This window comes from Delftia sp. WSY_7 (assembly GCF_043104845.1).
In the GTDB taxonomy this organism is placed as follows: Bacteria; Pseudomonadota; Gammaproteobacteria; order Burkholderiales; family Burkholderiaceae_C; genus Comamonas; species Comamonas tsuruhatensis.
This window is the reverse complement of sequence record NZ_JBICLB010000013.1, coordinates 1-25,778: the sequence shown is the minus strand read 5'-3', so window position 1 is coordinate 25,778 and position 25,778 is coordinate 1. Positions and strand designations below refer to the sequence as shown.

The window sequence follows — 25,778 nt, the reverse complement described above, 5'->3', positions numbered from 1 at the left end:
GGTCAGCCTCCTGTGAACAGGTGGATTGCCGATGCGATGAAGGGGCCGGCGATCAAGGTCAGTGTCAGTACGGCCAGGGCGATCAGCTGCCGGCGCACGCGGCGCTGGTGCAGGCGGCTGTGGTGCGGGCCGTCCAGCTCGATGGGGTGGCGCGTGCTCATGGCTGCACCCGGATGGCTGATGCGCTGTGCACGCGGTGGAAGCACTGCGCCAGGAGCACGGCCAGGCTGCCACTCAGGTAGGCGCCCGTGAAGGTGCGGCCGGCGACGCGGATGCGGTAGGTGCTCATGCTGCCCTCCCGGTCCACGCGTGCTCGAGCAGGAAGTCCTCGCTCAGTGGGTACTGGCGCAGGTAGTGGCCGAAGTCGACGGCGCCGCCACGGCCGCGCCAGTGGATCAGCTCGCGGTACAGCTCGGGCGTTGCGGGCGGTGCTGTGTCAATGGCGAAGTAGCGCCGGTCGCTGGGTCCGAGCCAGGTGGCTTGGCCTGTCACGAAAACGAGATTCAGGCGATTGAGTTCGACGCGCGCTGGGTGGCCCTTGGTGTTGATCTGCAGCGTGGGGTTGCTGATCAGGGCTTTGAGCTGCTCGCACTGCTTGACGGACTTCGGCGCCTCGTCGAACTTCAGCAGGCGCTTGCCGGACAGGAAGCCATTGAAAGGCTCATCCAGCAGCTCGGCGCTGCCCAGTGGCAGATAGGCGGCGCCATGGATCTGGCCCATGACGTCCAGCAGCATGGCGGTGCCGTTGCCACGCGGGCCGCGCAGCACCAGGGCGCTGCGCAGCTTGCCGTGCGGGTCTTGCAGGGGGTGGGCCAACCACGACAGCAACAGGCTGGCGGTGATGGGGTTGGGTTGGCCGCCGGGTGCGCTGGTGAGGTGCTCCACTAGGTCGAGCATGGGCTGGACGGTGCTCATGCTTCACCTCGCAGAACACCTTGCAGTGCTACGTCGTTGACGTGGCGCGCCTCATGTATGGCCGCCTGCTGCCCGAAAAACAGCAAGGCCCCCTTGCGCACAACGTCGTCAATGGCGATCTCGGCCGTGCGCCTGAGTTCGTAGTAGCCGGCCCACAGCGCGTCTTTTTCTGCGCTGCTTTCGGTCCTGCGATTCCAGAGTGCGCGCAGCGTGGCTGCTTCGGCGCTTCGGTCCGTTGCCAAGATCAGGTAGATGGCTTGGCCTGGCCTGATGTGCGCGGGCTGCACGGTGCTCATGCTGCACCTCGCAGTCCCGGGGCTTCCCGGGTTTCGGTGATGCTGGCCGTGGCAATCTGGGTCGCCGAGAAGGTGCGTGCGACCTCGATGGCGATGAGCGTCGCATTGACCTGGTCGCGCAGCTTTTTCAGCAGCGGGACGACGTCGGTGTCTTGATGGGGATCGTGCTCGAAGCCGGCGACGAACTGCTCGGCTTCCTGCAGCGCTTCATGGAGCGCAAGAAGGGGGGCAAGGGACATGGAACCTCCAGCACCCGGGATGGGTGTGGAGGTGATTATCCAAAATGGATTATCTGTGTCAATCCATTTTGGATTTATGTACTCTTACGGCTGGCTTCGGCTGGCTTCTGACCGAGCTGCAGTGCGCACCGTCGCGTCGCTCAGGTCGGCCAGCATCAAGCTCATTTCCTTGGCGACCTTTGCAAACACAAACACCAGCGCGCCGACGGCGATTCCGCCTGCCAAAGCCCCGAGGCCCGCTGAGAACGATGCCATCACGCCGCCGAGTGCAATGCAGATGGCGGCGAGCACGCCGATCCAGTAGGCGATCTTTACAACTGTGCGGAACGTGGGGTAGATGCTTTCCTCTCGCAGAACCGTTGCGAAGGCGTGGTGGTCAACTTCAGTGGTTGGCAGTCGGGTAGTTGGCGTTCTCACTACAGGCTGTGGTCTGGGCGCTTGACCATCTCGCAAGGCTTGCTCGACCTTCGCGTACACGGCGCCGCATGACGGGCAGGCAAGGGGTTGCTCTGCTTCAAACTGGGCGGTGTGGCCGCACTTTAGGCATTGTTTACGGCTGGTCACTTGGTCTCCCTCCTGGGGGTCGTTTGATGAATTGGTAGATCTTTGCCCCGCTTGCACTGGGGGGTGCTCTAGTTTGTTGTGCCGTTTTTCGCTTGGGCAGGACTTTTGATGTGCCCAGTTTCTTCGGGGAGTGGAGCTACGGCATTCACCATGGATCCGATGGCGTCCCAGAGGCTCTCCGGCAAACGCCCGGATCTTTCGAGGAGGATCAGCTTGCGAACCACGGACCTGGCTGGACCAGGTAAGCCATCAGTGGAGTCGCTGGGGTCGATGCCATAGGTCAGCCAAGTGCGTGTTACGCCCAGGTGGTCGGCAATCTGGTTTATCTCTTCAAAGGCCGGCTGGCGTGCGCCGGCCAGCCACTTCTGCATGCCAGCTGGCGTCATGCTGAACTGCTCGGCTAAGCGCTCTTGCGAGATGCCGAGTTCACGCATGCGGGCCTTTGCCCGGTCTCTCCATGTTTCCATGGAGCAAGTTTCCCAAGCAGGCCACGCTTGTGGAATGCACAAAATGGACTTCATGACTTGGTGATCCAATGTGGATTGATCCATAATGGATCAATGCAGCTCAAAACCTACCTTCAGAAGCATGGGATCACCATGGCCGCCTTCGGGCAGCGCCTTGATCCGCCGGTCAGCCCGGGAAAGGTCAATCACTGGTTGCGTGGCACGCGACGGGTAAGTCTTGAAGAGGCCCTCCAAATAGAGGTGCTCACCCAGGGCGAGGTTGGGCTGCGTGAACTGGCAAACCGCCGGGCGCCAGAGTCGGGGTGCGCTCATGCGTGATGCTGAAGCAGGGGTGCTCACCCGCCGCCGCATGCTGCTGGCATTGCTTGCGATGCCTTGGGCCAGGGCTGTCAAGGCGAGCCCGGCCCGCAGGCCGATCTTCCGGGATCTCGCCAGCGAGGCTGCTGCGTTGGACGCCGTCAGGCTGTCCCAGCGCTGGGTGAGCTGGAGCGCTACGCGCCCGACCCACTCACTGCCGCACCGTGCAACCCGGTCAGCAGAGTAGCCGTGGCCATATCCCCTTCCTTTTCCGCTGCCGCGCCGAAGGTGGCCAGCGCTTCCGCGAAGCGCCGCTGCTCGGCCGCCGGCATGTGCTGCACGGCCAGCATGGTCAGCGCGCCCAGCGCGGCCTCGATGGCATCGATGCGCTGCAAGGCCTCTTCGAGGCGCTGTGGTGTGTTGGCCGGCATTGGGCTGTCCTTTCTTGGTTTCGTGGTTGCCAGGGGCGTGTCCCGCCCCGGGCGCATTTTCCGCCCTGTGCCCTTCGTGGGCCTGGGCGGCTTTTTCTTGCGAGGTTTCGGTGCGTGGGTTCATGTACCGAAGTCTCTTTTTTTTGCCTCGTCGAGGCATTCCGAACGGTTCCGAAAGATTCGGAACGGTTCGGAACGGGGCCGGAAACCGGCCGGATCACAGTAGAGAGGTGACCCATGGATGACGATGAAATCCTGATGTACGAAGACGAGCTGGACGCGGCCAAGGCCGCCGTGCAGCGCCTGGGCGGCGCCAAAAAGGTGGGCGAGATGCTCTACCCCGAGAAGACGCCCGAGGCCGCTGCGCGCTACCTGCTGGATGCGCTCAACCCCTCGCGCTCCGAGCGACTGAACCCGGGGCAGGTGCTGCTGCTGATGCGCAAGGCGCGCGAGATTGGCTTTCACGGCCTGGCAGCTTTTTACATGCGGGGCGCTGGATATGCCCCTCCTGTGCCACTGGACCCAGTCACCGAGACAGCGCGCATGGCACACGCACTGGAGCGTGTCATGGGTACCGCGCTGCAGATTGCAGCCCAGCTCCGGCAGTTGAACGGGAGCAAGGACTGATGGACAACTACCAGGACGTTCTGCACCAGATGGAGCAGTTCGGGATTGAGCTGCGCCACCGCGACCTGGGCCTCATGCATGAGCGAATCCGCCGCGGTCGCAAGACCACGTGTGGCAAGGGTGGGAAGGACTGGTACAAGCTCCACCTGTGGCAGCCAGACGCCGGCGGTACGTATGTGGTCGGCTCGTTCGGCACGTATCGGCACGGCGGCGATTGGCAGAAGGTGGAGATTGACCTGGCGCCGCTGTCCGAGGCCGAGCGCGCCCGCCAGGCCGCCCAACGCAAGGCCCTGGCCGAGGCGGCGGCGCAGGAGCGCGCGCAGGAAATCGCCAACGCCGCGGCCGAGGCCATCGATATCTGGCGCAAGGGTGTGCGCGTGGCCACCACGCCCTACTTGGACCGCAAGCAGGTGCAGGGCGAGGCCTTCCGGGCGCTGGACCGTCAGTTGTCCCTGCGCTGGCCCTCCCGCAAGCGTGGCGAGGATGACGTGGTGGTGCGCCTGCCGGCCGGCACTGCGCTGCTGCCCCTGGTTCGGCCGGATCTGCCGCGCGCTCAGGCGCTGCGAGGCCTGCAGTTCATCCGCCCCGATGGCGTGAAGATCTACCTGCGGGCCTTCGACAAGCCGGGCTGCTGCATCCGGCTGGGCGAGATCGACGCCGGCAGCACCGCGCTGCTGATGGTGGTCGAGGGCTATGCCACGGGCCTGACGGCCCGCATGGCGGTCGACCGCCAGCACCCCGTGTTCGTGGCCCTGGACGCCGGCAACCTGGCCGAGGTGGTGCGCGTGCTGCGCAGCCTGTACCCGGCCACGCGCATCCTGATCCTGGCCGACGACGACTACATGACCCGCGACAAGCGCACGGGCGCGCTGATCAACCCGGGCCGCACGGCCGCTGCGCGCGCCGCCAAGGCCACGGACGGCTGCGATCTGGTCTGGCCCATCTTCAAGCCCTCGACACGGGGGCCGAAGGATACCGACTTCAACGATCTGCACGTCCTCGAGGGCCTGGACGTGGTGCGCCGGCAGCTGGTGGGTGTGGTCGAGGCGATGGCGAGGCGGTATGGCTGAGCACACCGACGACATCAACGACGGCGGGGCCTCGTTTCCGCCACTGCCGCCACCGCATGCGACCGAAGAGTCGCATGCTTCGTCAGCTCACGGCGCGCCAGCGCCGCTGGATAACTCTGTCGTGCACGTCGACTTTCAGGCGGGTGTGCGCGTGCCGGGCGAGGCGCAGGCCGAGCCATCTTCTTCGCGCCCCCGCCCCCCCAAAGTAAGCGCAGCTGCGCGCGACTCTGGGGATGGGGGTGGCAAGGCCCCGGCCGACAAAGCCGATCCGCCTGTGCAGGGCAAGAAAAAAGAGAAGACCGTCGACTGGGGCAAGTTCAACCACCTGGCCGAGAACTTCGTGCTGATCTACGGCACGGACACGGTATGGGATGGTGCCGAGCGGCTGATCATGAAGATCGCCAACATGGGCCACGCGCACGGCGCAGACATGGTCCGCATGTGGAAGGCGAGCGAGAAGCGCAAAACCGTGCGGCTGGAGGATGTGGTGTTTGACCCGACCCTCAAGGTCGACCCGGCCACCAGCGTGAATCTCTACGACGGCATGGCGATGGTGCCGAAAGAGGGCAACGTCCAGCCCATGCTGGATCTGGTCTCGTTCCTGACCAGCCGCGCCACTGCTGATGAGGCCGATACGGGCGACATCATGCACTGGCTGCTGTGCTGGCTGGCCTATCCACTCCAGCACCCGGGCGCCAAGCTGCGCACGGCCGTGGTCATGCATGGCGACGAAGGCGCCGGCAAGAACTTCCTGTTTGACATCATGGTCGCGCTGTACGGCAAGTACGGCGCGCTGGTTGGCCAGGATGAGCTGGAGGACAAGCACAACGATTGGCGCAGTTGCAAGCTGTTCGTGGTCGGTGACGAAGTCTCCAGCCGGGCCGAGCTGGTCCACAACAAGAACCGGCTGAAGGCGCTGATCACCTCGCCCACGGTGCAGATCAACCCGAAGCACCTGACGCGGCGCGAAGAGAAGAACCACATGAACATCGTGTTTCTCTCGAACGAGCTGCAGCCGCTGGCCCTGGACAACTCGGACCGCCGCTACCTGGTCGTCTACACGCCCAGGGCGAAGGGCTTCGAGTATTACAAGGCGCTGGGCGAATGGCGGGACAACGGCGGAATCGAGGCCTTCTACCACTACCTGCTGAACTATCCACTGGGAGATTTCCACGCCTACGCCCCGGCCCCCATGACTGAGGCCAAGTCGGCGCTGATTGAGATCAACCGCAAGAGCCCCGAGCTGTTCTGGTCTGAGTGGCAAGTGGGCGAGCTGGATCTGCCCTACCACTCCTGCGCTGTCGCCCAGGCTTATGCCGCCTACCTGAAGTGGTGCCAGCGGACAGGGGACCGCTACCCCTTTCCCCAGAAGGCGTTCACGCCCACCGTGATTCGGTTTGCCGAGGGCCAGGGCCATCCCATGCGGGTGAAGCCCATGAACGTTGTGCGGCCCGGCCAGGCCAAGAAGACCGAACGGATGTTGCTGGTGACGGAGCCCATCCTGGGCGAAGGGGAGCAGCGCGTCACCGAGGGTGAGTGGGCAACGTCCGCTGTCCGCGATTTTGCGGATGCGCTGCGCAAGTACTCGGGCTACGGCAGCGGCTCCCCGGCCCCCCAAGGGCAAGAGCCAGAGGGAGGTCAGTGATGCGGCTGGATTACTCCATTACGAAGGTGCGTAACGCTGGAATCCAGCATTGGCGCGGGTTGTTACGTGATTACGCAGTTACGGATTGCGCACACATGCATGCATGTGTGGGCGAGTGCGGGCGCATGCATGGGTGTGCGTGCATGTGTGTGCACGACATGCGTAACCACGTAAATGCGTAACTCGCTAGGCGTGGCGCGGGTTTCGTGTTTACGCGCGCTCGTAACCGCGTAATCACTTCTTTGTTTTTTAGAAGAGAGGAAGAGGAAATGGATAGGCAGGATCTGGCGACGGCGGGCGGCGCGGCGACCCCCGCCCACCCCATCGGGTATACCCCACCCCCCGGCATAGGTACTCCCGGCGCATGGAATCACGGGGGTAATTCGGCCCCCGCGCGAGCGCTAGTGGCTGGTCTGGGGAAAAGTGAACGAACTGGTGAACGCTGGGGGCCGAAGTGAACGGGCGCGTCGAGCTGGTCTCGCAGGCCGAGTACGCCCGGCGCCGGGGCGTGGCGAAGTCCGCCGTGGCGAAGGCTGTGAAGGAAAAGCGCATCACCCTGATCGAGGGGAAGATCGACCCGGCCGTGGCGGACATCCAGTGGCAGCAGAACACGCGCGCCAGGGCCGACAGCGGGCGCGCTGGCGCATCGCTGCCGATAGAGCAGGGGGGCGGGCAGGGTGCGTCAGAAAACGCGCCACAAGCCCAGGATTCCCAGCCCGTGGCGCCCGGCGATGACTACCAGAGCCTGCGCGTGCGCCGGGAACGGGCGTCGGTGGAACGCGAGGAGCGGGAGAACGCCCGCGAGGCCAAGCTGCTGGTGTCCCGCGAGGCGGCTTGGCGCGGCGTTTTTGACGCCTTCCGCGCCCTGCGCGATGAGGCTATGGGCGTGCCCCAGCGTGCTGCGCCGCAGCTGGTGGGCCTGGCCGACTCGCGCGAGATCGAACGCATCATCCACGACGAGCTGCGCAAGGCCTTCGGCGCGGCCGAACGCCGCCTGCAGGGCGTCTTGCCAGAGGAGACCGACCAGTGAATCTCGCTGACGGGTATGCACTGATGGTTCAGGCAGCGGTCGAGGGCATGCGCCCGGATCCCGAGCTGCTCTGCGACGAGTGGGCCGAGGAGTTCATGGTCCTGCCCAAGAGCGGCCCGAAGCCGGGGCGCTTCAGTTTCGACCACAGCTATCCAGCGCGTCGCGTGCACCAGGTGCTGTCGCCCGGCCACCCCTGCAAACGCGTGGTGGCGAAGGTCGCATCCCAGATGTTCAAGACGCAGACGGCCCTGAACTGGATCGGCTCGCTGATCCATCGCCGGCCGCGCAACATCCTGGCTCTCGAGCCCACGGATACCCTGGTCAAGCGCTTCTCGGCGCGGATCTCGACCATGATCCGCAGCGTGCCGGAACTGAAAGAGCGCGTGGCTGCGGCGAAGAGCCGCGACTCCCGGAATACGGTGCAGGCCAAGGATTTTCTGGGCGACGCGACGCTGTACATGAACACGGCTGGCTCGGCCGCCAACCTGGCCGAAGTTTCCGCCCCCTACATCTACGTCGACGAGATCGACCGGCTCGAGCTGAACGTCGATGGCGAAGGCGATCCTGTCGAGCTGGCCGAGGCCCGGGCCACGCAGTACGCGAACGACGCCAAGTTTTTCTACACCTCCAGCCCGGCCATCGAGGGCTTCTCGAAGATCGACACCCTCTTCGAGATGGGCACAAAGGAGTACTACCACGTCCCGTGCCCGCACTGCGGCGAGCTGCACGCCCTGCTGCTTGAGAACTTCAAGTATCGGCGCGATGAAGACACAGGCTTCATGGTCCGGGCTTGGTTCGACTGCCCACATTGCGGCTGCGAGATCGACGAACGGCACAAGACCTCGATGCTGCGCGACGTGGCGGCTGGAGGCCAAGCACGATGGGTCGCCACGGCCCAGGGCGATGGCGAGACCATCAGCTTCACGCTGTCGGCCTTCTACATGCCGGTGGGCGCGATCACCTGGCTCACGCTGGCGCGCCAGTACGCGCGGGCAAAGGACCGCCTGGCGCGTGGCGATCACGAGGCCATGCAGGTGTTCTACAACACCCGCCTGGGCCTGTCGTACAAGAATTCGGAGACCGTGACCACGGCCAAACAGCTGCGCGACAGGGCTGAGAAATACCCGCTGCGCGTACTGCCCGACGCGGCCCTGGTGGCCATCCTGACGGCTGACACCCAGCCCAACCGCTTGGAGGTCCAGATCGAGGCCTGGGGGCCTGGCCTGGAGCATTGGGTGATCGACTATATCGTCCTCAACGGCGCGCCCACCGACCCGCCCGATACGCCGGGCAGCGTGTGGCAGCGCCTGGACGAGATCCGGCGCACGCCGCTGCTTCACGCATCGGGCCGGCCCATCATGATCAGCGCCTATGGCATCGATGCCGGTGGCGCGAACACGCAGGATGTCTACAACTACGGGTCAGCGCGCCGCACCTTGAACTGCACGGTGCTGCATGGTTCCTCGCGCCCGAACAAGCCCATCATGGGCAGCGCTCCCAGCCGCGTGGACATCGATTGGGGCGGCACCAAGACGCCCGGCGGCGTAGAGCTGTGGACGGTCGGTACCGACGTCGCCAAGGACTGGCTTTCCAACCGCATGCAGTTGGCCGAAGGCCCGGGCGCCATGCACTTCAACGATGCCCTGCCACCCGAATGGTTCGACCAGATGGTGGTAGAGCAGGCGCGTACGCGCTGGCAGAAGGGCCGCGCCATCCGCGAATGGGTCAAGCCCAATGGCGCGCGAAACGAGGCCTGGGACGTCAGTGTCTACAACCTTGCCATCGCCCATCAGCTGGGGCTGCACAAGTGGACCCCGTTGGATTGGCAGCGGCTGCGCGACAAGCTGATCCCCCCTATCGGCGATCTGTTCGCACCTGTACCGGCGCCAGTGCCGGCCCCCGTGCTGGCGGCGGCTCCAGTGCCCGAGCCGGTCGCGCCCGTGGCGCCCGTCCCGCAGCCTGCACCTGTGCCGGTACAGACGTCTGTACACGCCGAAGCGCCAAGCCCCGCGAGCGTGGTCCTGCCGCCGCCTGCAATGCCGCCACCGGCACCTGTCCCGCCCCCGCCGCCTTTCGCGGCCCCTTCGCCATTGCCCCCCGTTGCCCGCCCGGCGCCCGTTGGCCGCCGCATTTACTCAAGAGGAATCCAATGACCCGCCACGACGATCTCCACGACCCCGAAGCCCTGCGCCTGGCAGCCCCCGCGCCCGGACAGGACGATGAGGCCGAGCCTCACGCCGACTATGAACAGCAGAACCTGGACCAGCTGTGCGAGCGCTGGGTGGCCTGGAAAGCCACTCGGCGCTTCTACGGGCCATCGCCGAGCATGGGGTCTATCCTGGGCCAGCTCAGCGGTGCGCGCACCAGGCCGCTGCGCACAGATGGGCCGAACGCTGCCTGCAGCGCTGAGCTGGCGGCATTCCATCTCGCGTACCAGTGCCAGCCGGATGCGCTGGACAAGCGGGTGTTCGACCTGTACTACGTGCATCGGGTCACGCCCGTGAAGGTCGCCGCCTCTGCGCTGGAAATCAGCCGACAGCACTACTACCTGGTGTTGGCCTCGTTCCGAAAGCGGCTTTACTCTGCGTCACAGGCCATTCTTGAGGAATGGAATCCAGGCAATAGCGCAGAAGTCAAGGATTAAAGTGTCAGCTCTGGATATGACAATTTAGGGCTCGCTTTGATATGACACTTTGGCCCAAAATTGGCATCAATTCAGGTAGGTCTAAAAAATCCGCCTGACGCAGAAAACATCCTCCCGACACCCAACCGCAGCAGCGAAAGTCGGTATCAGCCCCCGGTCTCCGAAAGGAGTCGGGGGCTTTGTTTTGGAGCCTCCATTCATGCTTTCCATCCAACGCACGGGCGCCTCGATCGCCGACGTGATCGCGTCCGTGCGCGGTGTGCCGTCGCGCATGATTCCCTATGCGGCGGCCACGGCGCTGACCCGCTGCGCCAAGCAGGCACAGGCCGAGGATCTGCCGGCCGAGATGCGCAAGGTGTTCTCCAACCCCGTTCCCTACACGCTCAACGCGCTGCGCATCGAGCCCGCCACCAAGGACAACCTGATGGCGCGCGTCATGGTCAAGACCGGCGCGCATGCCCCGGGCGTCGCCCCGGAAAACTTCCTGTTCCCGGAGGTCGAGGGCGGCGTGCGCAAGCACAAGGGTCTGGAGATGGCCCTGCGCTACCAGGGCGTGCTGTCGCCCACGCAGTACGCCATGCCGGGCGCAGCGGCCAAGCTGGACGCCTACGGCAACGTCAGCGGCGCCCAGGTTCGCACCATCCTCAACGCCCTCAAGGGCATCCGCGCCGCCAGCTCCACGCGCGACCGTGCCACGGGTGCCAAGCTGCGCAAGGGCCGGCGCCTGGCCAACGACATGTTCGTAGGCCAGCCGCAGGGCGGTGGTCGCCCTGACGGCATCTGGCGGCGCGAGGGCAAGCGCCTGCGCGCCCTGTTCGTCTTCACCAGCGACGCGCCGGACTATTCGGTTCGGCTCGACTTCAGCGGCACCGTGCAGCGTGTGGCGCTGGCGCGCTTCCGCCCCGAGTTCGGGCGTGCGATCGCCGACCTGCAATCCAAAGGATCTTGGTAATGACCGATGCCGCCACTGAGCTGACGCAGGAGCGCGAGCGCCTGCAGTCCTATCTCGACGCCGAGCAACGCATCCTGAACTCGCAGGAATACATGATCGGCAACGGACAGACCGCCAGGCGCAACCGCCGCGCCGATCTCGAGCAGGTCCGCGCAGGCATCGAGCAGTGCCGCGCCAATATCGAACGCCTGCAGGGCCGGGCCGGCCGCGTGCGCCGCGTCGCTTACCTGTCCCCCCGGTAAACGGCCATGGAACTCAATCTGCTTGACCGCGCGATTGCAGCGGTGGCTCCGGGCTGGGCGGCCGATAGGGCGCTGTCCCGCGCCAAGATCCAGACGCTGGGGGCAATGCAGGCCATGGGCGGCGAGATGCCATCCGCCGGATCTGCCTCTCCACGCCGCTTCTGGAACCCGCGTCCCCGGGACGCCCGGTCGGACACGATGCGGCAGCTGCCTTTCCAGCGCGGCGCCTCGCGCGAGCTGGCGCGCACCAGCCCCATCGCGGTGGGTGCCATCAACACCAACATCGACCGTGTCGTGGGCACGGGCCTGGCGCTCAGCGCGCAGCCGAACCTCGCCGTGCTGGGTTGGTCCCGCGATCGCGCCCTTGCCTGGAAAGCCAAGGTACAGCAGGAATTCAGCCTGTGGGCCGACAGCACCGAGTGCGATATCGAGGGCAAACAGAATTTCTACCAGCTGCAGGCTCTGGTGCTGCGGTCGGCGCTGGAAAGTGGCGACTGCTTCTCGCTGCTGCCTGATGGCGAGCGCACGGCCACCCAGCCCTACGAGCTGCGCATCCAGGTGCTGGAAGCCGACCGCGTCGGCAACCCTGGTGGCAAGGCCGACAGTGACACCGTCGCCGGCGGCGTGCGCCTGAACGCTCACGGTGCACCAGAGGCCTACCACCTGTACGACAAGCACCCGGGCAGCGGCTTGCCGACAGCGGGTGGCGCGTACAGGGGCGAATGGATCGAACGCCTGGGCCGCAGCGGTCGCCGCCGCATGCTGCACCACTTCCGCTGCCTACGCCCGGGCATGCCCCGGGGCGTGCCTTACCTGGCGCCCATCATCGACTGCATCAAGCAGATCTCGCGCTACACCGAGGCCGAGATCATGGCGGCGGTGCTAACCGCCTACCTCACGGTGTTCATCGAAGCACCAGGGGGTAACGCGGCGCCGGTATTCGACGGCACCAGCTCGACCCACTCCGAGGCCCCGGCCGACATCGCCCTGGGCCAGGGCGCGGTCATAGGCCTGCAGCCTGGCGAGAAGGTCCAAATGGTGAACCCGGTGCGGCCGAATCCGAATTTCGAGCCCTTCATCCAGGCCGTCATCAAGCAGATGGGCATCGCCCTGGGCCTTCCCTTCGAGCTGCTGACCAAACAATTCAACGCCAGCTATTCCGCGAGCAAGGCCGCGCTGCTGGATGCATGGGTGTACTTCCGCAGCGTGCGCTACTGGCTGTCGCTGAGCTTTTGCCAGCCCGTGTTCGAGACCTGGCTGGCCGAAGCCGTGGCCATTGGCCGCGTGCCCGCGCCGGGCTTCTTTGCCGACCCGCTGCTGCGCTGGGCCTACACGCGTGCCGCCTGGCCGGGCGACAGCATGGGCAGCATCGATCCCAAGGCCGAGGTGGAGGCCTACGTCGAGGCCATCGACGCGCGGCTGATGACTCGCGAGCGTGCCGAGTGGGAACTGTTCGGCAGCGGATGGGATGAGACCTACGACCAGAAGCTGGCCGAGTACGAGCGACTGGTCAAAGACGGAATGCTGCCCACGCCCAAGGCCGGCGCTGCGGCGCCCCAGCAACCCAAAACAACCCCTCCGAAACAAGCCCCCCAGGAGCAGGAATGAGCACTGATCTCGCCCCCTTGACCGAGTCCCACCACCACCGCCGCCGCATGGTGTTCGACCCGACGATCAACCTCGGTCACATGCTGACCTTCGTCGGCTTTCTGGTGGCCGGTTTTTCTGCGTACAGCACGCTGGACAAGCGCGTCAGCGTCACTGAGATCCAGGCCACCGTCGCCATCGAGCGCATGCGCGAGCAGGACTCGCGCATGAAGGAAACGCTGACGGACATCCGACGCGACGTCAAGGATCTGCAGAAGTCCATGAACGATGTGAACCGCTACCTGAGCAGCGGGCCGAGCAGGGGAGGCTGACACCATGACGCTGCACGACATGATCCTTGGCGCCTGGGCCATCGAGCCGGGCATGCTGCGGGAGATCCAGGGCATTTACGCCATGCATCTGCGCGGCGAGAAGCTGGACCTTGACGCCATCGAGGCCCGGCTGGGCCGGCCGCTGGCGCACGAACAGCAGGAGTACGAGGTCTTGCCCGGCGGTGTGGCGCTGTTGAAGCTGTCCGGTGTGATGGCCCCCAAGGCCAACCTGTTCATGCGCGTCTCGGGCGGCATCAGCACTCGACAGGCCACGCTGCAGATCGAAAGCGCCCTGGCAGACGCGCGGGTGCGCAGCATCGTGGTAGCGATGGATACGCCCGGCGGCAACGTGATCGGCGTGCCGGAGTTTGCCCAGGCCATCCACGATGCCGGTGCCATCAAGCCGCTGGTCGTGCACGCCAGCGAGATGCTGCTGAGCGCGGGCATGTGGTCCGGCAGCGGCGCCAACGCCATCTTTGTCAGCGGCTCTGTCGTCAGCGTGGGAAGCATCGGCGTGGTGGTGGACCGCGAGTTCGACCCCTCGTCTCGCGTGCAGCAGGAAAGCATCACAGCGGGCAAATACAAGCGCTTGTCCAAGCCGAACGAGCCCCTGTCCGATGAGGCCCGGGCCGTTGTCCAGGCGGACGTGGACTACGTCTACACGCTGTTCGTGGACGACGTTGCGCGTTACCGGGGTGTCAGCGCCGAGCAAGTTCTCGAGCACATGGCCGATGGCCGCGTGTTCCGTGGCCAGCAGGCCATCGATGCGGGGTTGGTGGACGGTGTCTCCACCCTCGACGCATTGCTGGAGCGCATGGCCGCAGATCCCACCGAGTTCGCATCGCGCCGCAAGGCCGTGATCAAGCCGGTGGCCCCGTCAGCAAGCGCCGGTGCTGCGCCCAAAGACAAATCCTCAACCCGTGATCCAAAGGAAACAGCAATGTCCGATCCCATCACGCGTGCGTCTTTCGAGCAGGACCACGCCCCTCTCTTCGCCGCCATCCAGGCCGAGTTCACCGTCCTGGGTGCCACCCAGGAGCGTGACCGCATCAAGGCGGTCCTCGCCGTGGGCGAGGGACTGCCCGGCCACGAGGAGCTGCTGCAGGGCCTGGCCTTCGACGGCAAGACCTCGGCTGCCGACGCCAGCCTGGCGGTGCTGGGCGCTGAGAAGGCGCTGCGTGCTGCTGCCATCGAGGCCCACAAGCAGGATGCGCCGCCAGCTGCCAAGGGCAGCGCCGCCCCAGCCGACAAGGGCGAAAAGACCAAGGCGCAGCAGGTCGAAGAGGCCAAGGCCGTGGCGAAGGAGCAGGGCATCAGCCTCGTCGCCGCGCTCAAGGAACTGGGCTACGCCAGCTGAGCGCCCGGATCGTCAACCCCCTCACTAGGAGCACAACATGCCCTCCGGGAACATTTCCACTCTGACCCTCACCGTGGTGGCCAGCGCCGCCGTCTCGGCCGAACGCTTCGTCACGCAGTCCGGCGGCTATCCCACCGCCGGCGGCGTTGCCTTCGGCGTCACGCGCACCAGCGCAGCCCAGGCCGGTGATCTGCTGCCCGTCGATGTACAGGGCACTTCCATCGTCGAGGCGGGCGCTGCCGTCACCCTGGACGCAGCACTGATGGTCGACGCGCAGGGCCGCGTCGTGCCATTGACCGTGGGCAGCAAGAGCCCCGTGGCCCGAGCGCTCGGCGCAGCTGCTGCAGCGGGCGAGCGCATCGAGGTGCTGCTGGTTCCGTCCGCCGGCCTGGTCAGCGCTGCCGCCTGATCCATCCCATCCCTGAATCACTCTCTGGAGAAACTCATGCCGCAACCCAACCTTTCCGATCTCCGCGTCGTCGATCCCATCCTCACCGAGGTGGCGCGGGGCTACGGCTCGCCGAATGCCAAGATCGCCAGCATCCTGTTCCCCATCGTGCAGGTCGGCCAGCGCGCCGGCACTATCCTGGTTTTCGGCCCTGAGAGCTTTCGCCTGGTGAACACGGCCCGTGCGCCCGGTGCGAACACCAAGCGCATCCAGCTGGGCTATGCCAAGGGCAAGTACTCGCTGGTGGACCACCGCCTGGAAGGCCAAGTCCCCATCGAGAATGAAGAGGAAGCCCAGGCCGTTCCCGGCATCGACATGGGTGCCATGGCGGTCAACACGGTGCAGGACGTGATGGCGAATGAGCGCGAGAAGCTCGCCGCCGATCTGGCGCGCAACCCTGCCAACTACCCCACGGAAAACAAGACGGCCTTGTCCGGCTCCAGCAAGTGGACCGACCCCAACAGCAACCCGGCCGAGGATGTCAACGAGGCCAAGGAAGTGATCCGCAAGAAGATCGGCAAGAAGCCGAATGTCATGACCCTTGGCCCCCGGGTGTTGTCGGCTCTGCGCAACCACCCCAAGATCCTGGACCGCATCAGCGTGACGGTGGACCGTGTGCCGGCGACCATCGAGCAGCTGCAGCGCCTGCTGGAGATCGACCGCATCGTCGAAGGCGAAGCCACCTACTACGAGGACAGCGAATTCAAGGATATGTGGGGCCTGGACGCCATCCTGGCCTACACCACGCCGGCGTCCATGCAACAGCGCGGATCTCCCAACTACGGCTACACCTACCAGCTCAAGGACCGCCCCCAGGTCGAAGAGCCGTACTTCGACAAGAACACGCAGACGTGGTACTACCCCGTCTCCGACGCCTATAGCCCCGAGCTGGTCGGTGCCACTGCGGGCTTCCTGTTCCAGGGCGCGGCAGCGTAACGGCCATGCCGAAGTACACCGTACTGTCGCCCGTCAAGCATGACGGGAAGCGCCACAGCGTGGGCAGCCCCATCACGCTCAAGGCCGACGAGGGCGCGGCCCTGGTCGCGCTGGGCGTGCTGGAGGACCCAGCGATCGACGCAGCCCGTGCTGCAGCCGAGAAGGCCGAAGCCGCGCGCCTGGTGGCCGAGAAGGCTGCTGCGGAGCAGGCCGAAGCCGAGCGCCAGGCTGCCGAGAAGGCTGCTGCGGAGCAGGCCGAGGCCGAGCGCCAGGCTGCCGAGAAGGCTGCTGCGGAGAAGGCCGAAGCCGAGCGCCATGCTGCCGAGAAGGCTGCTGCGGAGAAGGCCGAAGCCGAGCGCCATGCTGCCGAGAAGGCTGCTGCGGAGAAGGCCGAAGCCGAACGCCTCGTTGACGACAAGGCCAAGGGCGGGAAGGCCTGACCATGCTGGACCTCGACCGCGACCTGCGCGAGGTGTTCTACGGCGACGACTTCGCCCTGACGTTCTCCATCGAGCGACAGGGCGCAGTCGTGGGTTCGGCCACGGGGATTCTGGGCGTCATCGATGAAGAGGCACTGGACGGCCGGGTTATCGCTGCAGACCGTACGCTGCGCCTGCCATCGATCATCAACCTGCGCGAGCGCGACGTGCTGATCGCGCAGGCCGATGAGCCCACGATCGGCGTGCGCGTGGGCGACCGATTGCGCGTGCTGGCCATGCCTCGGCGTGTCAACGATGGATCGGAAATGGAGGCGCTGCTGGGCAGCGCGAGGCCATGACCAAACCGCATCCTGATGTGCTGCGCTATGGGGCACCGTTTGTGATCGGCCGCGCCGTTGTCCAGGCCCTGCAGGCGGCTGAAGGCCTGCAGGGCGCGGTCCTCTGCGACAACCCTGTGACCGCTGCGGACCTATCCACAGGCGACCGCGTGCTGCTCGTTGAGGACCAGGCCGACAAGCCGCGAGGCGATCAGCCGGGCCAGCGGGCGCGCCGGTCCTATGGCTTCGCACTCGGAGTCATCAGCCGTACCGATTCCGCGCGCCAGGATGCCCACGCCGACTACCGCCTCGCCAAACGCACTGTGCTCGAGTGCCTGCCACTGCTCGCGCAGATGGGCATCGAGATCGAAGGCGGCGGCATGGTGGAGGGCGACGTGCGCTACCGCATCGAAAACATCGACGTGGGCGGTGCACTGGTGCAGGGCCTATTCACCCTCGCGTACCGCGATCCGGCATAGGTGCCGGGTCGATTCAGCAGATTGCCCGCCTTGAGCGGGTTTTGTTTTTTGGAAGGAAATCACCATGTCCACCACAGCACGTGCCATCCTGGCCGGGGGCCTTGTCTCGCTCAACATCTGGAATACGGCCGCTCAGGCCTATGACGGTTTCGGCGAATCGCTCGACGCCGACAAGTTCGAGATCAAGCCCAATTTCGAGGAGAAGGTCTCCGAATCCCGCTCCCACCTCGACTACGGCCAGGCCCGGGCGTCGGTGGTGCTGCCCAAGCCCACCGAGATCACCGTCGAGCTGTCGGCCGCCAGCGTTGCTGCCATGGCCATGCAGTTCCAAGGCCTTGTGGAAACGGTCACGCAGGGTTCGGGCACGCTGACCGACCAGAACTTCGTTGTCAGCGCCGTGGGCGTTTGGCTGCCTGTGGGTAAACGCAATCTGAGCGACCAGGGCTTCGCGGTCAAGCCCGCAGGAGCTGGGGATGACTATGTCCTTGGCACCCACTACGAAGTCAACTGGCTGCGCGGGGAGATCCGCATTCTGGCAACGAATGGGGCGCCTGCGAAGGACGACACGGTACGGTTGACAGGCACCTATGCTGCTGTGGACGGCAAGAAGATCCTGGGCGGACGTGTTACCCAGGTGCGCTGCCAGGCCCGCTTCGACGGCAAGAACATGGTGGATGGCTCGCCGATCGAGGTGGACGTTCACGAATGCGTGCTGGGCGCCAACAACGGCTTCGACTTCCTGGGCTCGGACTACTCGGCAATCACCCTGACCGGGAAGATCGTCACGCCGGCGGGCAAGACCGAAGGCTACGAGGTCCGTTTCCCGACCGCAGGCGACTGATCAGCGGCGCGGTGCAGACGTCTGTACCGCGCCCATCAGCAGCAGCACCGGCCATCCCACCACCACGGTGGCGATGGCCCCGGCACCGATCGCCATCAGGCGCTCGGAATCCAGCCACAGGCCCAGCAGGGCCAGCGGCAATCCCGCGCACACCAGTGCGATGCACCAGATCAATCCTCTCATCACCTGACCTCTGAGCGCCAACATGGCAGACCCAAAGATCAAATACGACATCGAAGCCGCCGTCAAGGGCGAGGCCGATGCCGAGCAACTGGCGAAGACGCTGCGGGATGTCGGGGACGTGCTCGAGGGCGATCTGCAGAAAAGCGCCCAGGACGCAGCCCAGGCCCTCGAGGCGCTGGGCGCCAAGCAGCGGGCGCTGAACGAATTCGGGGCACTGAAGCTGCAGACGCAGTCTCTGTCGCAGGAGTTTGAAAAAGCCGTCTCCACCGTCGATCGCCTGGGCAACGAGCTGCAGGAAGCGGGCGGCAAAACGCAGACACTCGCCACCGCCGAGAAGACAGCGACGACTGCCACCCAGCAGGCCCAGGCCGAACTGCAGCGCAAGAAAGACGCGCTCAAGGCCGTGCGCGATGAGACCACGGGCACGGCCAGGCGCACGGACGACTACCGCAATACTGTCGCGGGCCTGAAGGACGGCATCAAGGCTGCGACCGCCGAGCTGAAGTCTCAGCAGGCCGGCCAGCGCGAAGCGGCCCAGGCTGCGACTACCGCGCAGAATGCCGAGGCTGCGCTGCGCAAGGAATACGACCTGGCCATCGGCAGCGCAGCGAAGCTGTCGAGCGAGCTGCGCGTCAAGAACGGCACACTGGCCGGCGTTCGGGACCAGATGCAGGCCGTGGGCCTGAGCACCACGAACCTGACTGCACAGGAGCGCAACCTGCAGGGCGCCGTGCAGCAAGTCCGAGAGGCCGTGGCGGCCATGGCGCCGGCATACCAGCAGGCCGCTGCAGCATCCTCGCAGTCCACCCAGGTGCAGGCAGCGAACCAGCGCACGCTGCGTGAGGGTATGTCATCGATCAGCGCGCAGCTGCAGCGCATCCAGCAGATCGCCACGCTGGCGATTGGCGGTGGCTACTTCGGTGGTCTGATCAAGGACGTAGGCGCGACAGCCGACGAATTCAAGAACCTCGAGGCCCGTGTCAAGCTCGCCACGGGTGAAGGCCCGCTGTTCGAGAAGTCCTTCGGCGGCGTGCAGCGCGTCGCCCTGGCGACCAACAGCTCGCTGGAGGAAACCGGCAACCTGTTCGCGCGCCTGACCAAAGCCTCGCAGGAGGGCGGCATGGCTGCAGCCGCCGCGCAGGAGCGGGCGCTGCGGCTGACCACCACCATCAACCAGGCCACGCAACTGTCGGGCGGCGCGGCCGAGTCCGCCAGGGCCGCGCTGACGCAGCTGATCCAGGGCCTGCAGTCAGGTGTGTTGCGCGGCGAAGAATTCAACTCGGTCATGGAGCAGGCTCCGCGCCTGGCCGAGGCGCTGTCCAAGGGCCTGAACGTCACCACTGGCGAGCTGCGGGAGATGGCCGGGCAGGGCGCCCTGACGGCGGAAACCGTCATGAAGGCCCTGGAGGGCCAGGCAGATGTGGTGGCGCGCGAGTACGGCAAGCTGCCGCCCACCGTGGGCCGTGCCCTGCAGAACCTCTCCACGCAGTGGACGCTGTATGTCGGAGCAGCGGACAAGGGCCTGATCAGCAGCACGAACGCTGCCAAGGTCATCGACGCCCTGGCCGGCAACCTCGACATCCTGGTCAACACACTGACTGCGGCCGGCAAGGTCTGGGGCGCGATGCAGATCGCCAAGATTGCCGAATGGTTTGCGGGCTGGGCTGCCAAGACCATCACTGCCACCCAGGCGGTCGAGGCCAACAGCGTGGCCACGGCCGCCAACACGGCCGCGCACCGTGCCAATGCCATCGCTGTCAACGCCAGTGCGGCGGCCCAGGCTGCAAACGCTGCAGCCTCCGCCACCAGTACCGCCGCCCAGACAGCGAATGCCAAGTCCTGGGGTGAACTGGGCAATGCCCTCAAGGGCGTGAATGGCAGCCAGGGGGAGTTGCAGCGGCAGACGGCGCAGACCACGGCTGCCCTCGACGCATCGGCGGCAGCCAAGGGACGCTTTGCTGCAGCAGCGGCCTCGGCAACTGGAAATGTGGGCCTTTTGGGCCGAGGCGTGGGCGCGCTCACCGGCCTGCTGGGCGGCCCGCTGGGCTTGGGCGTCGCGCTGACATTCCTGGCGCCGGAGATTCAGCGCCTGGGCGTGTGGCTGGGTGAGACCGCCGCGAAGGCCATGGGCTACGGCAAGGCTTTGGAAGAGGCCGAGCGCCAGTCGCGCCTGTCCGAGGAAGCCGCCAAGCAGCATGCCGATGCGCTGCGGCGCCAGGCTGCAGCATTGGAGGAGGTGCGCAGCCGCAGCTTTGACCTGAGCAAGCAGTCGACCGAGCTGATCGGCAAGTTCGACAAGCTGCGCAAGGATGGAGATACGGCGGCCGAGGCCATCGCCAAGATCGGCAAGGACTTCGACCTTGGCTCTGCGCCGGGCATCCGTAACGCATCGGCCGTGCTGGACAAGCTGGTGGCCGATGGAAAGCTCAGCGCGGGCGAGTTCCAAGCCGCCTGGGCTAAGGCCCTTGAGGGCCAGGATCTGCGCAAGTTCGAGGTCTTGGCGCGCCAGGCATTTGCCAGTGCCGGATATGAGGCCAAGAAGCTGGGCAAGCAGCTCGAGGAGGCGATCAAGTCCGGCGCGTCGGAAGAGGTAGTCAACGGTCTGCGCCAACGCCTGGAGGGCACCATGGCGGCGGCCACGCGTGAAGGTGAGCGCGTCGCCCAGATGATGGACAACGTGCTGCGCGCAGCCGTGCAGCGAACCGGCGTCGAGTTCTCCAGCCTGCAGGGCAAGATCGGCGCCGCATCTGCCAGCGCACTCAATGATCTCGACGTCGTGATCGGGGGGCTGGACCGTCTCAAGCAGCAGGGCATTGATGCGGGCCGGGTGCTTGAGGCCAGTCTGGTCAAAGCCATCAACACCGCCGACAGCCAGAAGGCCATCGACGAAGTCCGCGTGCGCGTCGAACAACTGCGCAGGACGCTGGGTGACAAGGTCGTCGACGGCCTGCTCGACCAGGCCAAAACCAAGGCCCTTGAGCTGACCGATGCGCTTGAGAAGGCCAAGCCGGGAATCAACAGCCTGCGCGAAGCCATGGCTCAGCTGGGTGTTACATCGGATGCGACTTTCAAGGACGTCGCTGCCAAGTCGCGCAGCGCGTTTGAAGTGATGCTGACCTCTGGAAAAGCCAGTGCGCGGGAACTAAGCGATGGCTTCAAGAAGGCCGCTGAAGACGCCATCGCGGCAAACAAGGGGATTGCCCCTGAATGGGTCAAGTCAATGGCCGCGGTGCGTGGCTACAAGGTCGAAGTGGATGCGGCAGGCAAGGCCACCTTGGTCTCGACCGCCGATGCAAAGAAAGGCGTGGACGGCCTGGGGCTGGCGGCCAAGGGTGCCGCCGGTGAGTTCACCACGCTGGGCCGCACGGCCGCCGATGTGCTGCGCAGCATGGGTATCGAGGCCGACAAGGTCTCCGAGAAGGTCCAGCAACTGGTCAAGCAAGGTCAGATGCTATCTGCGGCCTTCCAGCAGCGACAGGACAACTGGAACTCCGATCTCGACAAATCCAAGTTCATGAATCGGGGCGCGACGTCCCAGCAGGATCTTGTGCCCACGTTCAACAGCACCGCAGAGGCCGAAGCGTGGCGCAAGAAGTGGGAAGAACAGTACGCCCGAGACAACCCCTTCACTACGAAGAGTTCCGGGGCGCTTGGCAACTACATGTTCGACCTGACCATGTTCGAGTACCAGCGTGAGCTGGACGCCCTGTCGATCCGCGAATCCATGGAGGCCGCGAAGAAAAAGGCCGAGACCGGCAGCGGTACCGGAGGCGGCACGGGCGGCGGCACGGGGGGCGGTACCGGCGGTGGTGAAGGTGGCTCGGGTGGCGGTCGTGTCGATCGCATCGTCAATGTCTACATCGGCAACAGCATGGCCTATCCCGTGCCGACAACTGCCACTGGCCAGCAGTCCATAGAAGCCCTTGCGCGGGAAGTCGTGCGTGTGCTTGAGCAGCAGAAGATCCAGCTGGGAGCCTGAACACATGTCCATCACCCTCACATACGGCCTCGACGTGATCGAGTTGCCCAAAGACCTGATTTGGGTCGATGAGCTGACGTGGTCGGCCGTGGCTCAGAAGAGTGAGCGAGGCATTTTCGGCACGCTGATCATCGACGCCATGGCGCGCAACGGCGGCCGGCCCATCACGCTGCAGGGCGATGGCAACAGCGCCTGGATCTCGCGGGCAACTCTTCGGGCTCTGCGCGCATGGGCTGCAGTGCCCGGCCTGCGTATGACGCTGCGCCTGCTCGGCGAGGACTACATCGTCGTGTTTGACCACGGCGATGCGGAGACCACGCGCGCCCTGGCGATGCAGTCGGTCATCGAGTACAGCGACCCCGAGGACGGGGACTACTCCTGCAGCCTGGTGCTGCGTTTCCTTGAAGCGAGTGAAATCCTATGACTATTCGAGACGGCGACATCGTTCTGCTCGCCAGCAAGGTGATGGACGACGTTCCCGAGGGCGGTGGTGGCCCCTCGGGCAACGTGATCGAGTGGGGCGTCAGCAATGGCGTGTTCCCCGATGTGACCGAGGTGGACCGTGCTGGCGGCGATGCCAGCATCCGTCAGCTGTTCTCGGCCGTGCGCACCCCTGACACCGAAGCGCTGCTGGACGCCAACGTGATCCTGTCGGGCATGCCCACGGACCCCAACGTGAGCGTGACGCTGGTGCCTTGCGGGGCCTTCGACCGGCGCACTGAGATCGCTGCGGCCATCGCCAGTTACCTGATCCCTGCGCCCGAGTGGAACGGCTTCCTGCTTGAGAACCACGTCCAGGGGCAGGCAGCCATCCACATCTTCCACCGCCCCGGGACCCCGGCACCTACGATCGGCCGCACCCTGGTGCTGGTGGCCAACGAAGGCGCCGGCAATGAGGTGATCCAGTATGTCCGCGTGCTGCGGGTCGAGACCGAGACGCAGACTTTCAGCTTTTCCGTCTCGGGGGGCTACGTCGATTACCAGGCCAGCGTTACACGGTGCGAGATCACCCCGCGCCTGCGCACTGCTTTTGCAGGCAGCCCGCCCAGCCGGGCCTTCGCGCCCGATCCCAGCAAGACCAAGATCCGCGACACCACCGTCGCCGACGCGGCCACCTACTATGGCGCACAGACACTCAGCGCTGCGGTCTCCCTGGGCGAAAACGTCCTGCGCGTGTCCAGCATCTACACCCAGCTGGTGCCGAGCTCGCGCACCGAGTCCGTGGCGCTGGACCAGCGCCCGGCCGGCGTGCGTCAGCTGACCCTCGCCACGGCGCCGCGCGATATCAGGGTGGCCGCTGCTCCACACACGCGGCGCATCCGCGTGAGCCAGGAAAACCGGGGCTACTCATGGGTGAACATCCTGCGCCCCTTTCCCGCGCCCAATACTGTGGCCGTCTCGTTCCAGATCCTGGGCATCTGGTACACGGCCACGGACAACGGACAGGGCGAGCTGACAGGCGGGGCCGTGGGCACGGTCAACTACACGAACGGCTCCATCTCGGTCACGCTGCCGGAACTGCCCGATGACAGCTCGAGCATCATTTTTCAGTGGGGCGAGGCCTCGGCGTTCGTGAATCGCACCGGCGCCACCGGCTGGCGGCTGCCCGAGCATGCGCTGCGCCTGGACCACCGGGGCATCAAGCGCGGCACGCTGTCGATCAAGTGGCAGTCGGCCGGTGTGTTGCGGACGGCCACGGACAACGACGGGCAGCTGCAGGGCGATGCCACCGGCGAGATCAACTATGCCTCGGGCGCGCTGCTGCTGCGTCCCAAGTTCATGGTCGATGCGGGCGGCCAGTTCGCCATCGAGTACGACTACGCGAACATCATCGAAAAAAACGTGGTCGTGACCCCCGATGCGGGCGGCTTCGCCACGGTCAACTTCGACACCGAACCTGCGGCCGGGTCGGTGTCCATCAGCTGGATCACGGTGCGCAATCTGTCTGCCAGCTCGGGCGCGTCATCGGCGGGGACGGCGGCCGCCAAGAACACCAGCAACACCAGCAAGGTGAGCTACATGCCCCAGGTGCCGCCCGTGGCGCCCCCGGCAACGACCAGCCGCGTGCCGCTGCCAGGCAACGACATCTATGCCAAGTACATGGCCCCCGGCGGCACGCGGGTGCTGACGCAGGAGGCCGTCTACATCGAGGTGACCGCCGCATATGCGCCGGACGGCTACCACTACCCCGTGCCCGATGCCACGGGCGTCACTTGGTCCGAAGGGGACTTTGCGCAGGGGCAGAACAGCATCGGTGGCACCACCTACCGGCGCTGGGGTTCATCCATCACCAACGGGAGCAACGGATCATGACCGGGATGGCCGCAGCCGTCGTCACAACGACAACCAATACCAACTCGACAGCCACGTCGACCTCAAGCCACAGCAGGACCAGCTACCAGACCAGCAAGACGCAGGACACCGTGCGCCATCTGCTGACCGATGACGGCCATGGCTCGTTCGGCCCGGATGGCACGATCAGCTACGCGGGCAAGTTCGCCAACGTGCGCTTCCTACGGCTGGACAGCAAGACCGAGGGCTACAACAGCGATTTTGAGGACGCCAAGACCTTCGAGACCACGTCCATGTCCGGTGGCGGGAGCGACCCGGGTTCGAGCAGTTCGTCGTCCAAGGGCGGCGAGCGCAGCGACACCTCGGTCAGCGAAGAGATCCTGGCGGCCAGCACCGTCACGCTGACGTATGCCGAGGGCTTTGCATCCCCGCAGCACCATGTGATGAGCTACACGCCCGAGCCGCTCACCCTGGACTTGTGTCCCTACACCACCGACTACATCGTGCCCAACAGCGTGCGATTCCGATGGATGGGCCAGGTGTATGAGGACTACGACGGAGTGCTTGTGCGGGGCCGCACGGCGATCAGCCCGGGCATCGTCGCGGGCGCCCTGGACTATTCCAGTGGCGTGGCGCGCATCACGGACTATGTCGTGGGCGGCTCGCCCACGGATTTCGCCGTCGAGAGCCTGTGGACCGTGCGCCAGAACTGGACCACGGCCAGCATCTTCATGCGCACCGCAGCCGCGCCTGTCAAGCCTTCGGGTTTCGTGATGAATTTGTCCGACGCCACCGGCGCCCAGATCACGGCCATTGCCGGAATCGACGGGCTGATCACGGGCGATCACCTGCGCGGGCGCATCGACTACCAGACCGGCGTGGTGGAGCTGCAGTTCGGGGACTACGTGCTCGACACCTCGCTCACTGCGGCCCAGAAGTCCGAATGGTGGTACTCGGCCGACGACATCGGCGCCGTGCAGCCGGACAAGATCTGGCGCCCCTGGCCCGTGGACCCGACCACGCTGCGCTACAACAGCGTCAGCTATTTCTACCTGCCCCTGGATGAGGCCGTCATCGGCCTGGACCCGGTGCGCCTGCCGCAGGATGGCCGCGTGCCCATCTACCGGGTTGGCGGCTATCTGGTGATCGGCCACACCGGCAAGATCGG

At 65.7% G+C, this 25,778-nt stretch carries 30 protein-coding genes and 1 pseudogene; 21 read left to right on the top strand and 10 right to left on the bottom strand.

All coding sequences use genetic code 11. The features are described 5' to 3' along the window. Positions 1 to 2 precede the first annotated feature (2 nt). The 9 genes from ACF8ME_RS05575 to ACF8ME_RS05535 form a co-directional block, all read right to left on the bottom strand. A complete protein-coding gene (locus ACF8ME_RS05575; protein ID WP_392415607.1) occupies positions 3 to 161 on the bottom strand; it encodes a hypothetical protein in 159 nt (52 codons plus the stop codon). After that, on the bottom strand, positions 158 to 289 hold the full coding sequence (locus tag ACF8ME_RS05570; RefSeq protein ID WP_392415606.1) for a hypothetical protein: 132 nt from the start codon (positions 287 to 289) through the stop codon (positions 158 to 160). Before ACF8ME_RS05570 ends, ACF8ME_RS05575 begins: the two co-directional genes overlap by 4 nt. Further along, entirely contained in the window at positions 286 to 915 is a 630-nt protein-coding gene (locus tag ACF8ME_RS05565) for a primase-helicase family protein (protein ID WP_392415604.1), read from the bottom strand. Before ACF8ME_RS05565 ends, ACF8ME_RS05570 begins: the two co-directional genes overlap by 4 nt. Continuing rightward, on the bottom strand, positions 912 to 1,211 hold the full coding sequence (locus tag ACF8ME_RS05560; RefSeq protein WP_392415602.1) for a hypothetical protein: 300 nt from the start codon (positions 1,209 to 1,211) through the stop codon (positions 912 to 914). Before ACF8ME_RS05560 ends, ACF8ME_RS05565 begins: the two co-directional genes overlap by 4 nt. After that, positions 1,208 to 1,450, bottom strand: coding sequence for a hypothetical protein (locus tag ACF8ME_RS05555; protein ID WP_392415601.1), 243 nt, complete (start codon positions 1,448 to 1,450; stop codon positions 1,208 to 1,210). The genes ACF8ME_RS05560 and ACF8ME_RS05555 overlap by 4 nt, the downstream gene beginning before the upstream one ends. An 84-nt stretch (positions 1,451 to 1,534) precedes the next feature. Then, positions 1,535 to 2,014, bottom strand: a complete 480-nt coding sequence (locus ACF8ME_RS05550; RefSeq protein WP_392415599.1) for a hypothetical protein — start codon at positions 2,012 to 2,014, stop codon at positions 1,535 to 1,537. 68 nt (positions 2,015 to 2,082) lie between these two features. After that, entirely contained in the window at positions 2,083 to 2,565 is a 483-nt protein-coding gene (locus ACF8ME_RS05545) for a helix-turn-helix domain-containing protein (protein WP_392415597.1), read from the bottom strand. Positions 2,566 to 2,571: 6 nt separating this feature from the next. Then, positions 2,572 to 2,793: a hypothetical protein gene (locus ACF8ME_RS05540; RefSeq protein WP_392415595.1), complete on the bottom strand. Its 222-nt coding sequence runs from the start codon at positions 2,791 to 2,793 to the stop codon at positions 2,572 to 2,574. Between the two features lie 179 nt (positions 2,794 to 2,972). Further along, the gene (locus tag ACF8ME_RS05535) at positions 2,973 to 3,209 is read right to left on the bottom strand and encodes a hypothetical protein (protein WP_392415593.1); all 237 of its coding nucleotides are present in this window, start codon (positions 3,207 to 3,209) and stop codon (positions 2,973 to 2,975) included. A gap of 237 nt (positions 3,210 to 3,446) precedes the next feature. Between ACF8ME_RS05535 and ACF8ME_RS05530 the strand changes: the two genes are divergently transcribed. From ACF8ME_RS05530 to ACF8ME_RS05450, 17 genes are all read left to right on the top strand, one after another. Next, positions 3,447 to 3,836 carry a hypothetical protein gene (locus ACF8ME_RS05530; RefSeq protein ID WP_392415592.1) on the top strand — a complete coding sequence of 130 codons (390 nt, stop codon included), beginning with the start codon at positions 3,447 to 3,449 and terminating at the stop codon, positions 3,834 to 3,836. Continuing rightward, complete coding sequence (locus ACF8ME_RS05525; RefSeq protein WP_392415591.1) at positions 3,836 to 4,906, top strand: toprim domain-containing protein; 1,071 nt, start codon at positions 3,836 to 3,838, stop codon at positions 4,904 to 4,906. The genes ACF8ME_RS05530 and ACF8ME_RS05525 overlap by 1 nt, the downstream gene beginning before the upstream one ends. After that, positions 4,899 to 6,551 (top strand): primase-helicase family protein, encoded by a 1,653-nt coding sequence (locus ACF8ME_RS05520; RefSeq protein ID WP_392415590.1) that lies wholly within the window; start codon positions 4,899 to 4,901, stop codon positions 6,549 to 6,551. Before ACF8ME_RS05525 ends, ACF8ME_RS05520 begins: the two co-directional genes overlap by 8 nt. Before the next feature lie 454 nt (positions 6,552 to 7,005). Then, positions 7,006 to 7,581 carry a hypothetical protein gene (locus tag ACF8ME_RS05515; RefSeq protein ID WP_052947228.1) on the top strand — a complete coding sequence of 192 codons (576 nt, stop codon included), beginning with the start codon at positions 7,006 to 7,008 and terminating at the stop codon, positions 7,579 to 7,581. Next, a complete protein-coding gene (locus ACF8ME_RS05510; protein ID WP_152683552.1) occupies positions 7,578 to 9,734 on the top strand; it encodes a phage terminase large subunit family protein in 2,157 nt (718 codons plus the stop codon). Before ACF8ME_RS05515 ends, ACF8ME_RS05510 begins: the two co-directional genes overlap by 4 nt. Then, the gene (locus ACF8ME_RS05505) at positions 9,731 to 10,225 is read left to right on the top strand and encodes a hypothetical protein (protein WP_046240441.1); all 495 of its coding nucleotides are present in this window, start codon (positions 9,731 to 9,733) and stop codon (positions 10,223 to 10,225) included. Before ACF8ME_RS05510 ends, ACF8ME_RS05505 begins: the two co-directional genes overlap by 4 nt. A 199-nt stretch (positions 10,226 to 10,424) precedes the next feature. After that, entirely contained in the window at positions 10,425 to 11,177 is a 753-nt protein-coding gene (locus ACF8ME_RS05500) for a hypothetical protein (RefSeq protein WP_052734096.1), read from the top strand. Next, positions 11,177 to 11,419 carry a DUF6148 family protein gene (locus ACF8ME_RS05495; RefSeq protein ID WP_046240442.1) on the top strand — a complete coding sequence of 81 codons (243 nt, stop codon included), beginning with the start codon at positions 11,177 to 11,179 and terminating at the stop codon, positions 11,417 to 11,419. The genes ACF8ME_RS05500 and ACF8ME_RS05495 overlap by 1 nt, the downstream gene beginning before the upstream one ends. Before the next feature lie 6 nt (positions 11,420 to 11,425). Continuing rightward, a complete protein-coding gene (locus tag ACF8ME_RS05490; protein ID WP_046240443.1) occupies positions 11,426 to 13,027 on the top strand; it encodes a phage portal protein in 1,602 nt (533 codons plus the stop codon). Continuing rightward, positions 13,024 to 13,338, top strand: coding sequence for a hypothetical protein (locus ACF8ME_RS05485; protein ID WP_128422739.1), 315 nt, complete (start codon positions 13,024 to 13,026; stop codon positions 13,336 to 13,338). Before ACF8ME_RS05490 ends, ACF8ME_RS05485 begins: the two co-directional genes overlap by 4 nt. 4 nt (positions 13,339 to 13,342) lie before the next feature. Then, complete coding sequence (locus ACF8ME_RS05480) at positions 13,343 to 14,695, top strand: S49 family peptidase (protein WP_046240445.1); 1,353 nt, start codon at positions 13,343 to 13,345, stop codon at positions 14,693 to 14,695. Between the two features lie 37 nt (positions 14,696 to 14,732). After that, positions 14,733 to 15,104, top strand: a complete 372-nt coding sequence (locus ACF8ME_RS05475; protein WP_046240446.1) for a capsid cement protein — start codon at positions 14,733 to 14,735, stop codon at positions 15,102 to 15,104. Between the two features lie 36 nt (positions 15,105 to 15,140). Beyond that, positions 15,141 to 16,079, top strand: coding sequence for a major capsid protein (locus tag ACF8ME_RS05470; RefSeq protein WP_202760065.1), 939 nt, complete (start codon positions 15,141 to 15,143; stop codon positions 16,077 to 16,079). 5 nt (positions 16,080 to 16,084) lie between these two features. Next, on the top strand, positions 16,085 to 16,519 hold the full coding sequence (locus ACF8ME_RS05465) for a hypothetical protein (protein ID WP_392415585.1): 435 nt from the start codon (positions 16,085 to 16,087) through the stop codon (positions 16,517 to 16,519). A gap of 2 nt (positions 16,520 to 16,521) precedes the next feature. Further along, positions 16,522 to 16,857 (top strand): hypothetical protein, encoded by a 336-nt coding sequence (locus ACF8ME_RS05460; RefSeq protein ID WP_046240449.1) that lies wholly within the window; start codon positions 16,522 to 16,524, stop codon positions 16,855 to 16,857. Next, positions 16,854 to 17,315, top strand: a complete 462-nt coding sequence (locus ACF8ME_RS05455; protein ID WP_046240450.1) for a hypothetical protein — start codon at positions 16,854 to 16,856, stop codon at positions 17,313 to 17,315. The genes ACF8ME_RS05460 and ACF8ME_RS05455 overlap by 4 nt, the downstream gene beginning before the upstream one ends. Before the next feature lie 64 nt (positions 17,316 to 17,379). Further along, positions 17,380 to 18,156 (top strand): hypothetical protein, encoded by a 777-nt coding sequence (locus tag ACF8ME_RS05450; protein ID WP_046240451.1) that lies wholly within the window; start codon positions 17,380 to 17,382, stop codon positions 18,154 to 18,156. Here the strand turns inward: ACF8ME_RS05450 and ACF8ME_RS05445 are convergent, their stop codons facing one another. Continuing rightward, complete coding sequence (locus tag ACF8ME_RS05445; protein ID WP_128422740.1) at positions 18,157 to 18,339, bottom strand: hypothetical protein; 183 nt, start codon at positions 18,337 to 18,339, stop codon at positions 18,157 to 18,159. 22 nt (positions 18,340 to 18,361) lie between these two features. Between ACF8ME_RS05445 and ACF8ME_RS05440 the strand changes: the two genes are divergently transcribed. From ACF8ME_RS05440 to ACF8ME_RS05425, 4 genes and pseudogenes are all read left to right on the top strand, one after another. Further along, positions 18,362 to 22,318 (top strand): tape measure protein, encoded by a 3,957-nt coding sequence (locus tag ACF8ME_RS05440; RefSeq protein ID WP_392415583.1) that lies wholly within the window; start codon positions 18,362 to 18,364, stop codon positions 22,316 to 22,318. 4 nt (positions 22,319 to 22,322) lie between these two features. Further along, positions 22,323 to 22,742: a hypothetical protein gene (locus ACF8ME_RS05435; protein ID WP_052734097.1), complete on the top strand. Its 420-nt coding sequence runs from the start codon at positions 22,323 to 22,325 to the stop codon at positions 22,740 to 22,742. Beyond that, a complete protein-coding gene (locus tag ACF8ME_RS05430) occupies positions 22,739 to 24,631 on the top strand; it encodes a hypothetical protein (RefSeq protein WP_392415581.1) in 1,893 nt (630 codons plus the stop codon). Before ACF8ME_RS05435 ends, ACF8ME_RS05430 begins: the two co-directional genes overlap by 4 nt. Beyond that, a pseudogene (locus tag ACF8ME_RS05425) lies at positions 24,628 to 25,778 on the top strand (hypothetical protein); the annotation flags it as partial. The gene ACF8ME_RS05430 and the pseudogene ACF8ME_RS05425, both read left to right, overlap by 4 nt.

Bases quoted from the DNA above. Each gene is read 5' to 3' on its own strand.
- ACF8ME_RS05575 (WP_392415607.1), bottom strand. From the start codon at position 161: ATGAGCACGCGCCACCCCATCGAGCTGGACGGCCCGCACCACAGCCGC.
- ACF8ME_RS05570 (WP_392415606.1), bottom strand. From the start codon at position 289: ATGAGCACCTACCGCATCCGCGTCGCCGGCCGCACCTTCACGGGCGCC.
- ACF8ME_RS05565 (WP_392415604.1), bottom strand. From the start codon at position 915: ATGAGCACCGTCCAGCCCATGCTCGACCTAGTGGAGCACCTCACCAGC.
- ACF8ME_RS05560 (WP_392415602.1), bottom strand. From the start codon at position 1,211: ATGAGCACCGTGCAGCCCGCGCACATCAGGCCAGGCCAAGCCATCTAC.
- ACF8ME_RS05555 (WP_392415601.1), bottom strand. From the start codon at position 1,450: ATGTCCCTTGCCCCCCTTCTTGCGCTCCATGAAGCGCTGCAGGAAGCC.
- ACF8ME_RS05545 (WP_392415597.1), bottom strand. From the start codon at position 2,565: ATGGATCAATCCACATTGGATCACCAAGTCATGAAGTCCATTTTGTGC.
- ACF8ME_RS05540 (WP_392415595.1), bottom strand. From the start codon at position 2,793: ATGAGCGCACCCCGACTCTGGCGCCCGGCGGTTTGCCAGTTCACGCAG.
- ACF8ME_RS05535 (WP_392415593.1), bottom strand. From the start codon at position 3,209: ATGCCGGCCAACACACCACAGCGCCTCGAAGAGGCCTTGCAGCGCATC.
- ACF8ME_RS05530 (WP_392415592.1), top strand. From the start codon at position 3,447: ATGGATGACGATGAAATCCTGATGTACGAAGACGAGCTGGACGCGGCC.
- ACF8ME_RS05525 (WP_392415591.1), top strand. From the start codon at position 3,836: ATGGACAACTACCAGGACGTTCTGCACCAGATGGAGCAGTTCGGGATT.
- ACF8ME_RS05520 (WP_392415590.1), top strand. From the start codon at position 4,899: ATGGCTGAGCACACCGACGACATCAACGACGGCGGGGCCTCGTTTCCG.
- ACF8ME_RS05505 (WP_046240441.1), top strand. From the start codon at position 9,731: ATGACCCGCCACGACGATCTCCACGACCCCGAAGCCCTGCGCCTGGCA.
- ACF8ME_RS05500 (WP_052734096.1), top strand. From the start codon at position 10,425: ATGCTTTCCATCCAACGCACGGGCGCCTCGATCGCCGACGTGATCGCG.
- ACF8ME_RS05495 (WP_046240442.1), top strand. From the start codon at position 11,177: ATGACCGATGCCGCCACTGAGCTGACGCAGGAGCGCGAGCGCCTGCAG.
- ACF8ME_RS05490 (WP_046240443.1), top strand. From the start codon at position 11,426: ATGGAACTCAATCTGCTTGACCGCGCGATTGCAGCGGTGGCTCCGGGC.
- ACF8ME_RS05485 (WP_128422739.1), top strand. From the start codon at position 13,024: ATGAGCACTGATCTCGCCCCCTTGACCGAGTCCCACCACCACCGCCGC.
- ACF8ME_RS05480 (WP_046240445.1), top strand. From the start codon at position 13,343: ATGACGCTGCACGACATGATCCTTGGCGCCTGGGCCATCGAGCCGGGC.
- ACF8ME_RS05475 (WP_046240446.1), top strand. From the start codon at position 14,733: ATGCCCTCCGGGAACATTTCCACTCTGACCCTCACCGTGGTGGCCAGC.
- ACF8ME_RS05470 (WP_202760065.1), top strand. From the start codon at position 15,141: ATGCCGCAACCCAACCTTTCCGATCTCCGCGTCGTCGATCCCATCCTC.
- ACF8ME_RS05465 (WP_392415585.1), top strand. From the start codon at position 16,085: ATGCCGAAGTACACCGTACTGTCGCCCGTCAAGCATGACGGGAAGCGC.
- ACF8ME_RS05460 (WP_046240449.1), top strand. From the start codon at position 16,522: ATGCTGGACCTCGACCGCGACCTGCGCGAGGTGTTCTACGGCGACGAC.
- ACF8ME_RS05455 (WP_046240450.1), top strand. From the start codon at position 16,854: ATGACCAAACCGCATCCTGATGTGCTGCGCTATGGGGCACCGTTTGTG.
- ACF8ME_RS05450 (WP_046240451.1), top strand. From the start codon at position 17,380: ATGTCCACCACAGCACGTGCCATCCTGGCCGGGGGCCTTGTCTCGCTC.
- ACF8ME_RS05445 (WP_128422740.1), bottom strand. From the start codon at position 18,339: ATGAGAGGATTGATCTGGTGCATCGCACTGGTGTGCGCGGGATTGCCG.
- ACF8ME_RS05440 (WP_392415583.1), top strand. From the start codon at position 18,362: ATGGCAGACCCAAAGATCAAATACGACATCGAAGCCGCCGTCAAGGGC.
- ACF8ME_RS05435 (WP_052734097.1), top strand. From the start codon at position 22,323: ATGTCCATCACCCTCACATACGGCCTCGACGTGATCGAGTTGCCCAAA.
- ACF8ME_RS05430 (WP_392415581.1), top strand. From the start codon at position 22,739: ATGACTATTCGAGACGGCGACATCGTTCTGCTCGCCAGCAAGGTGATG.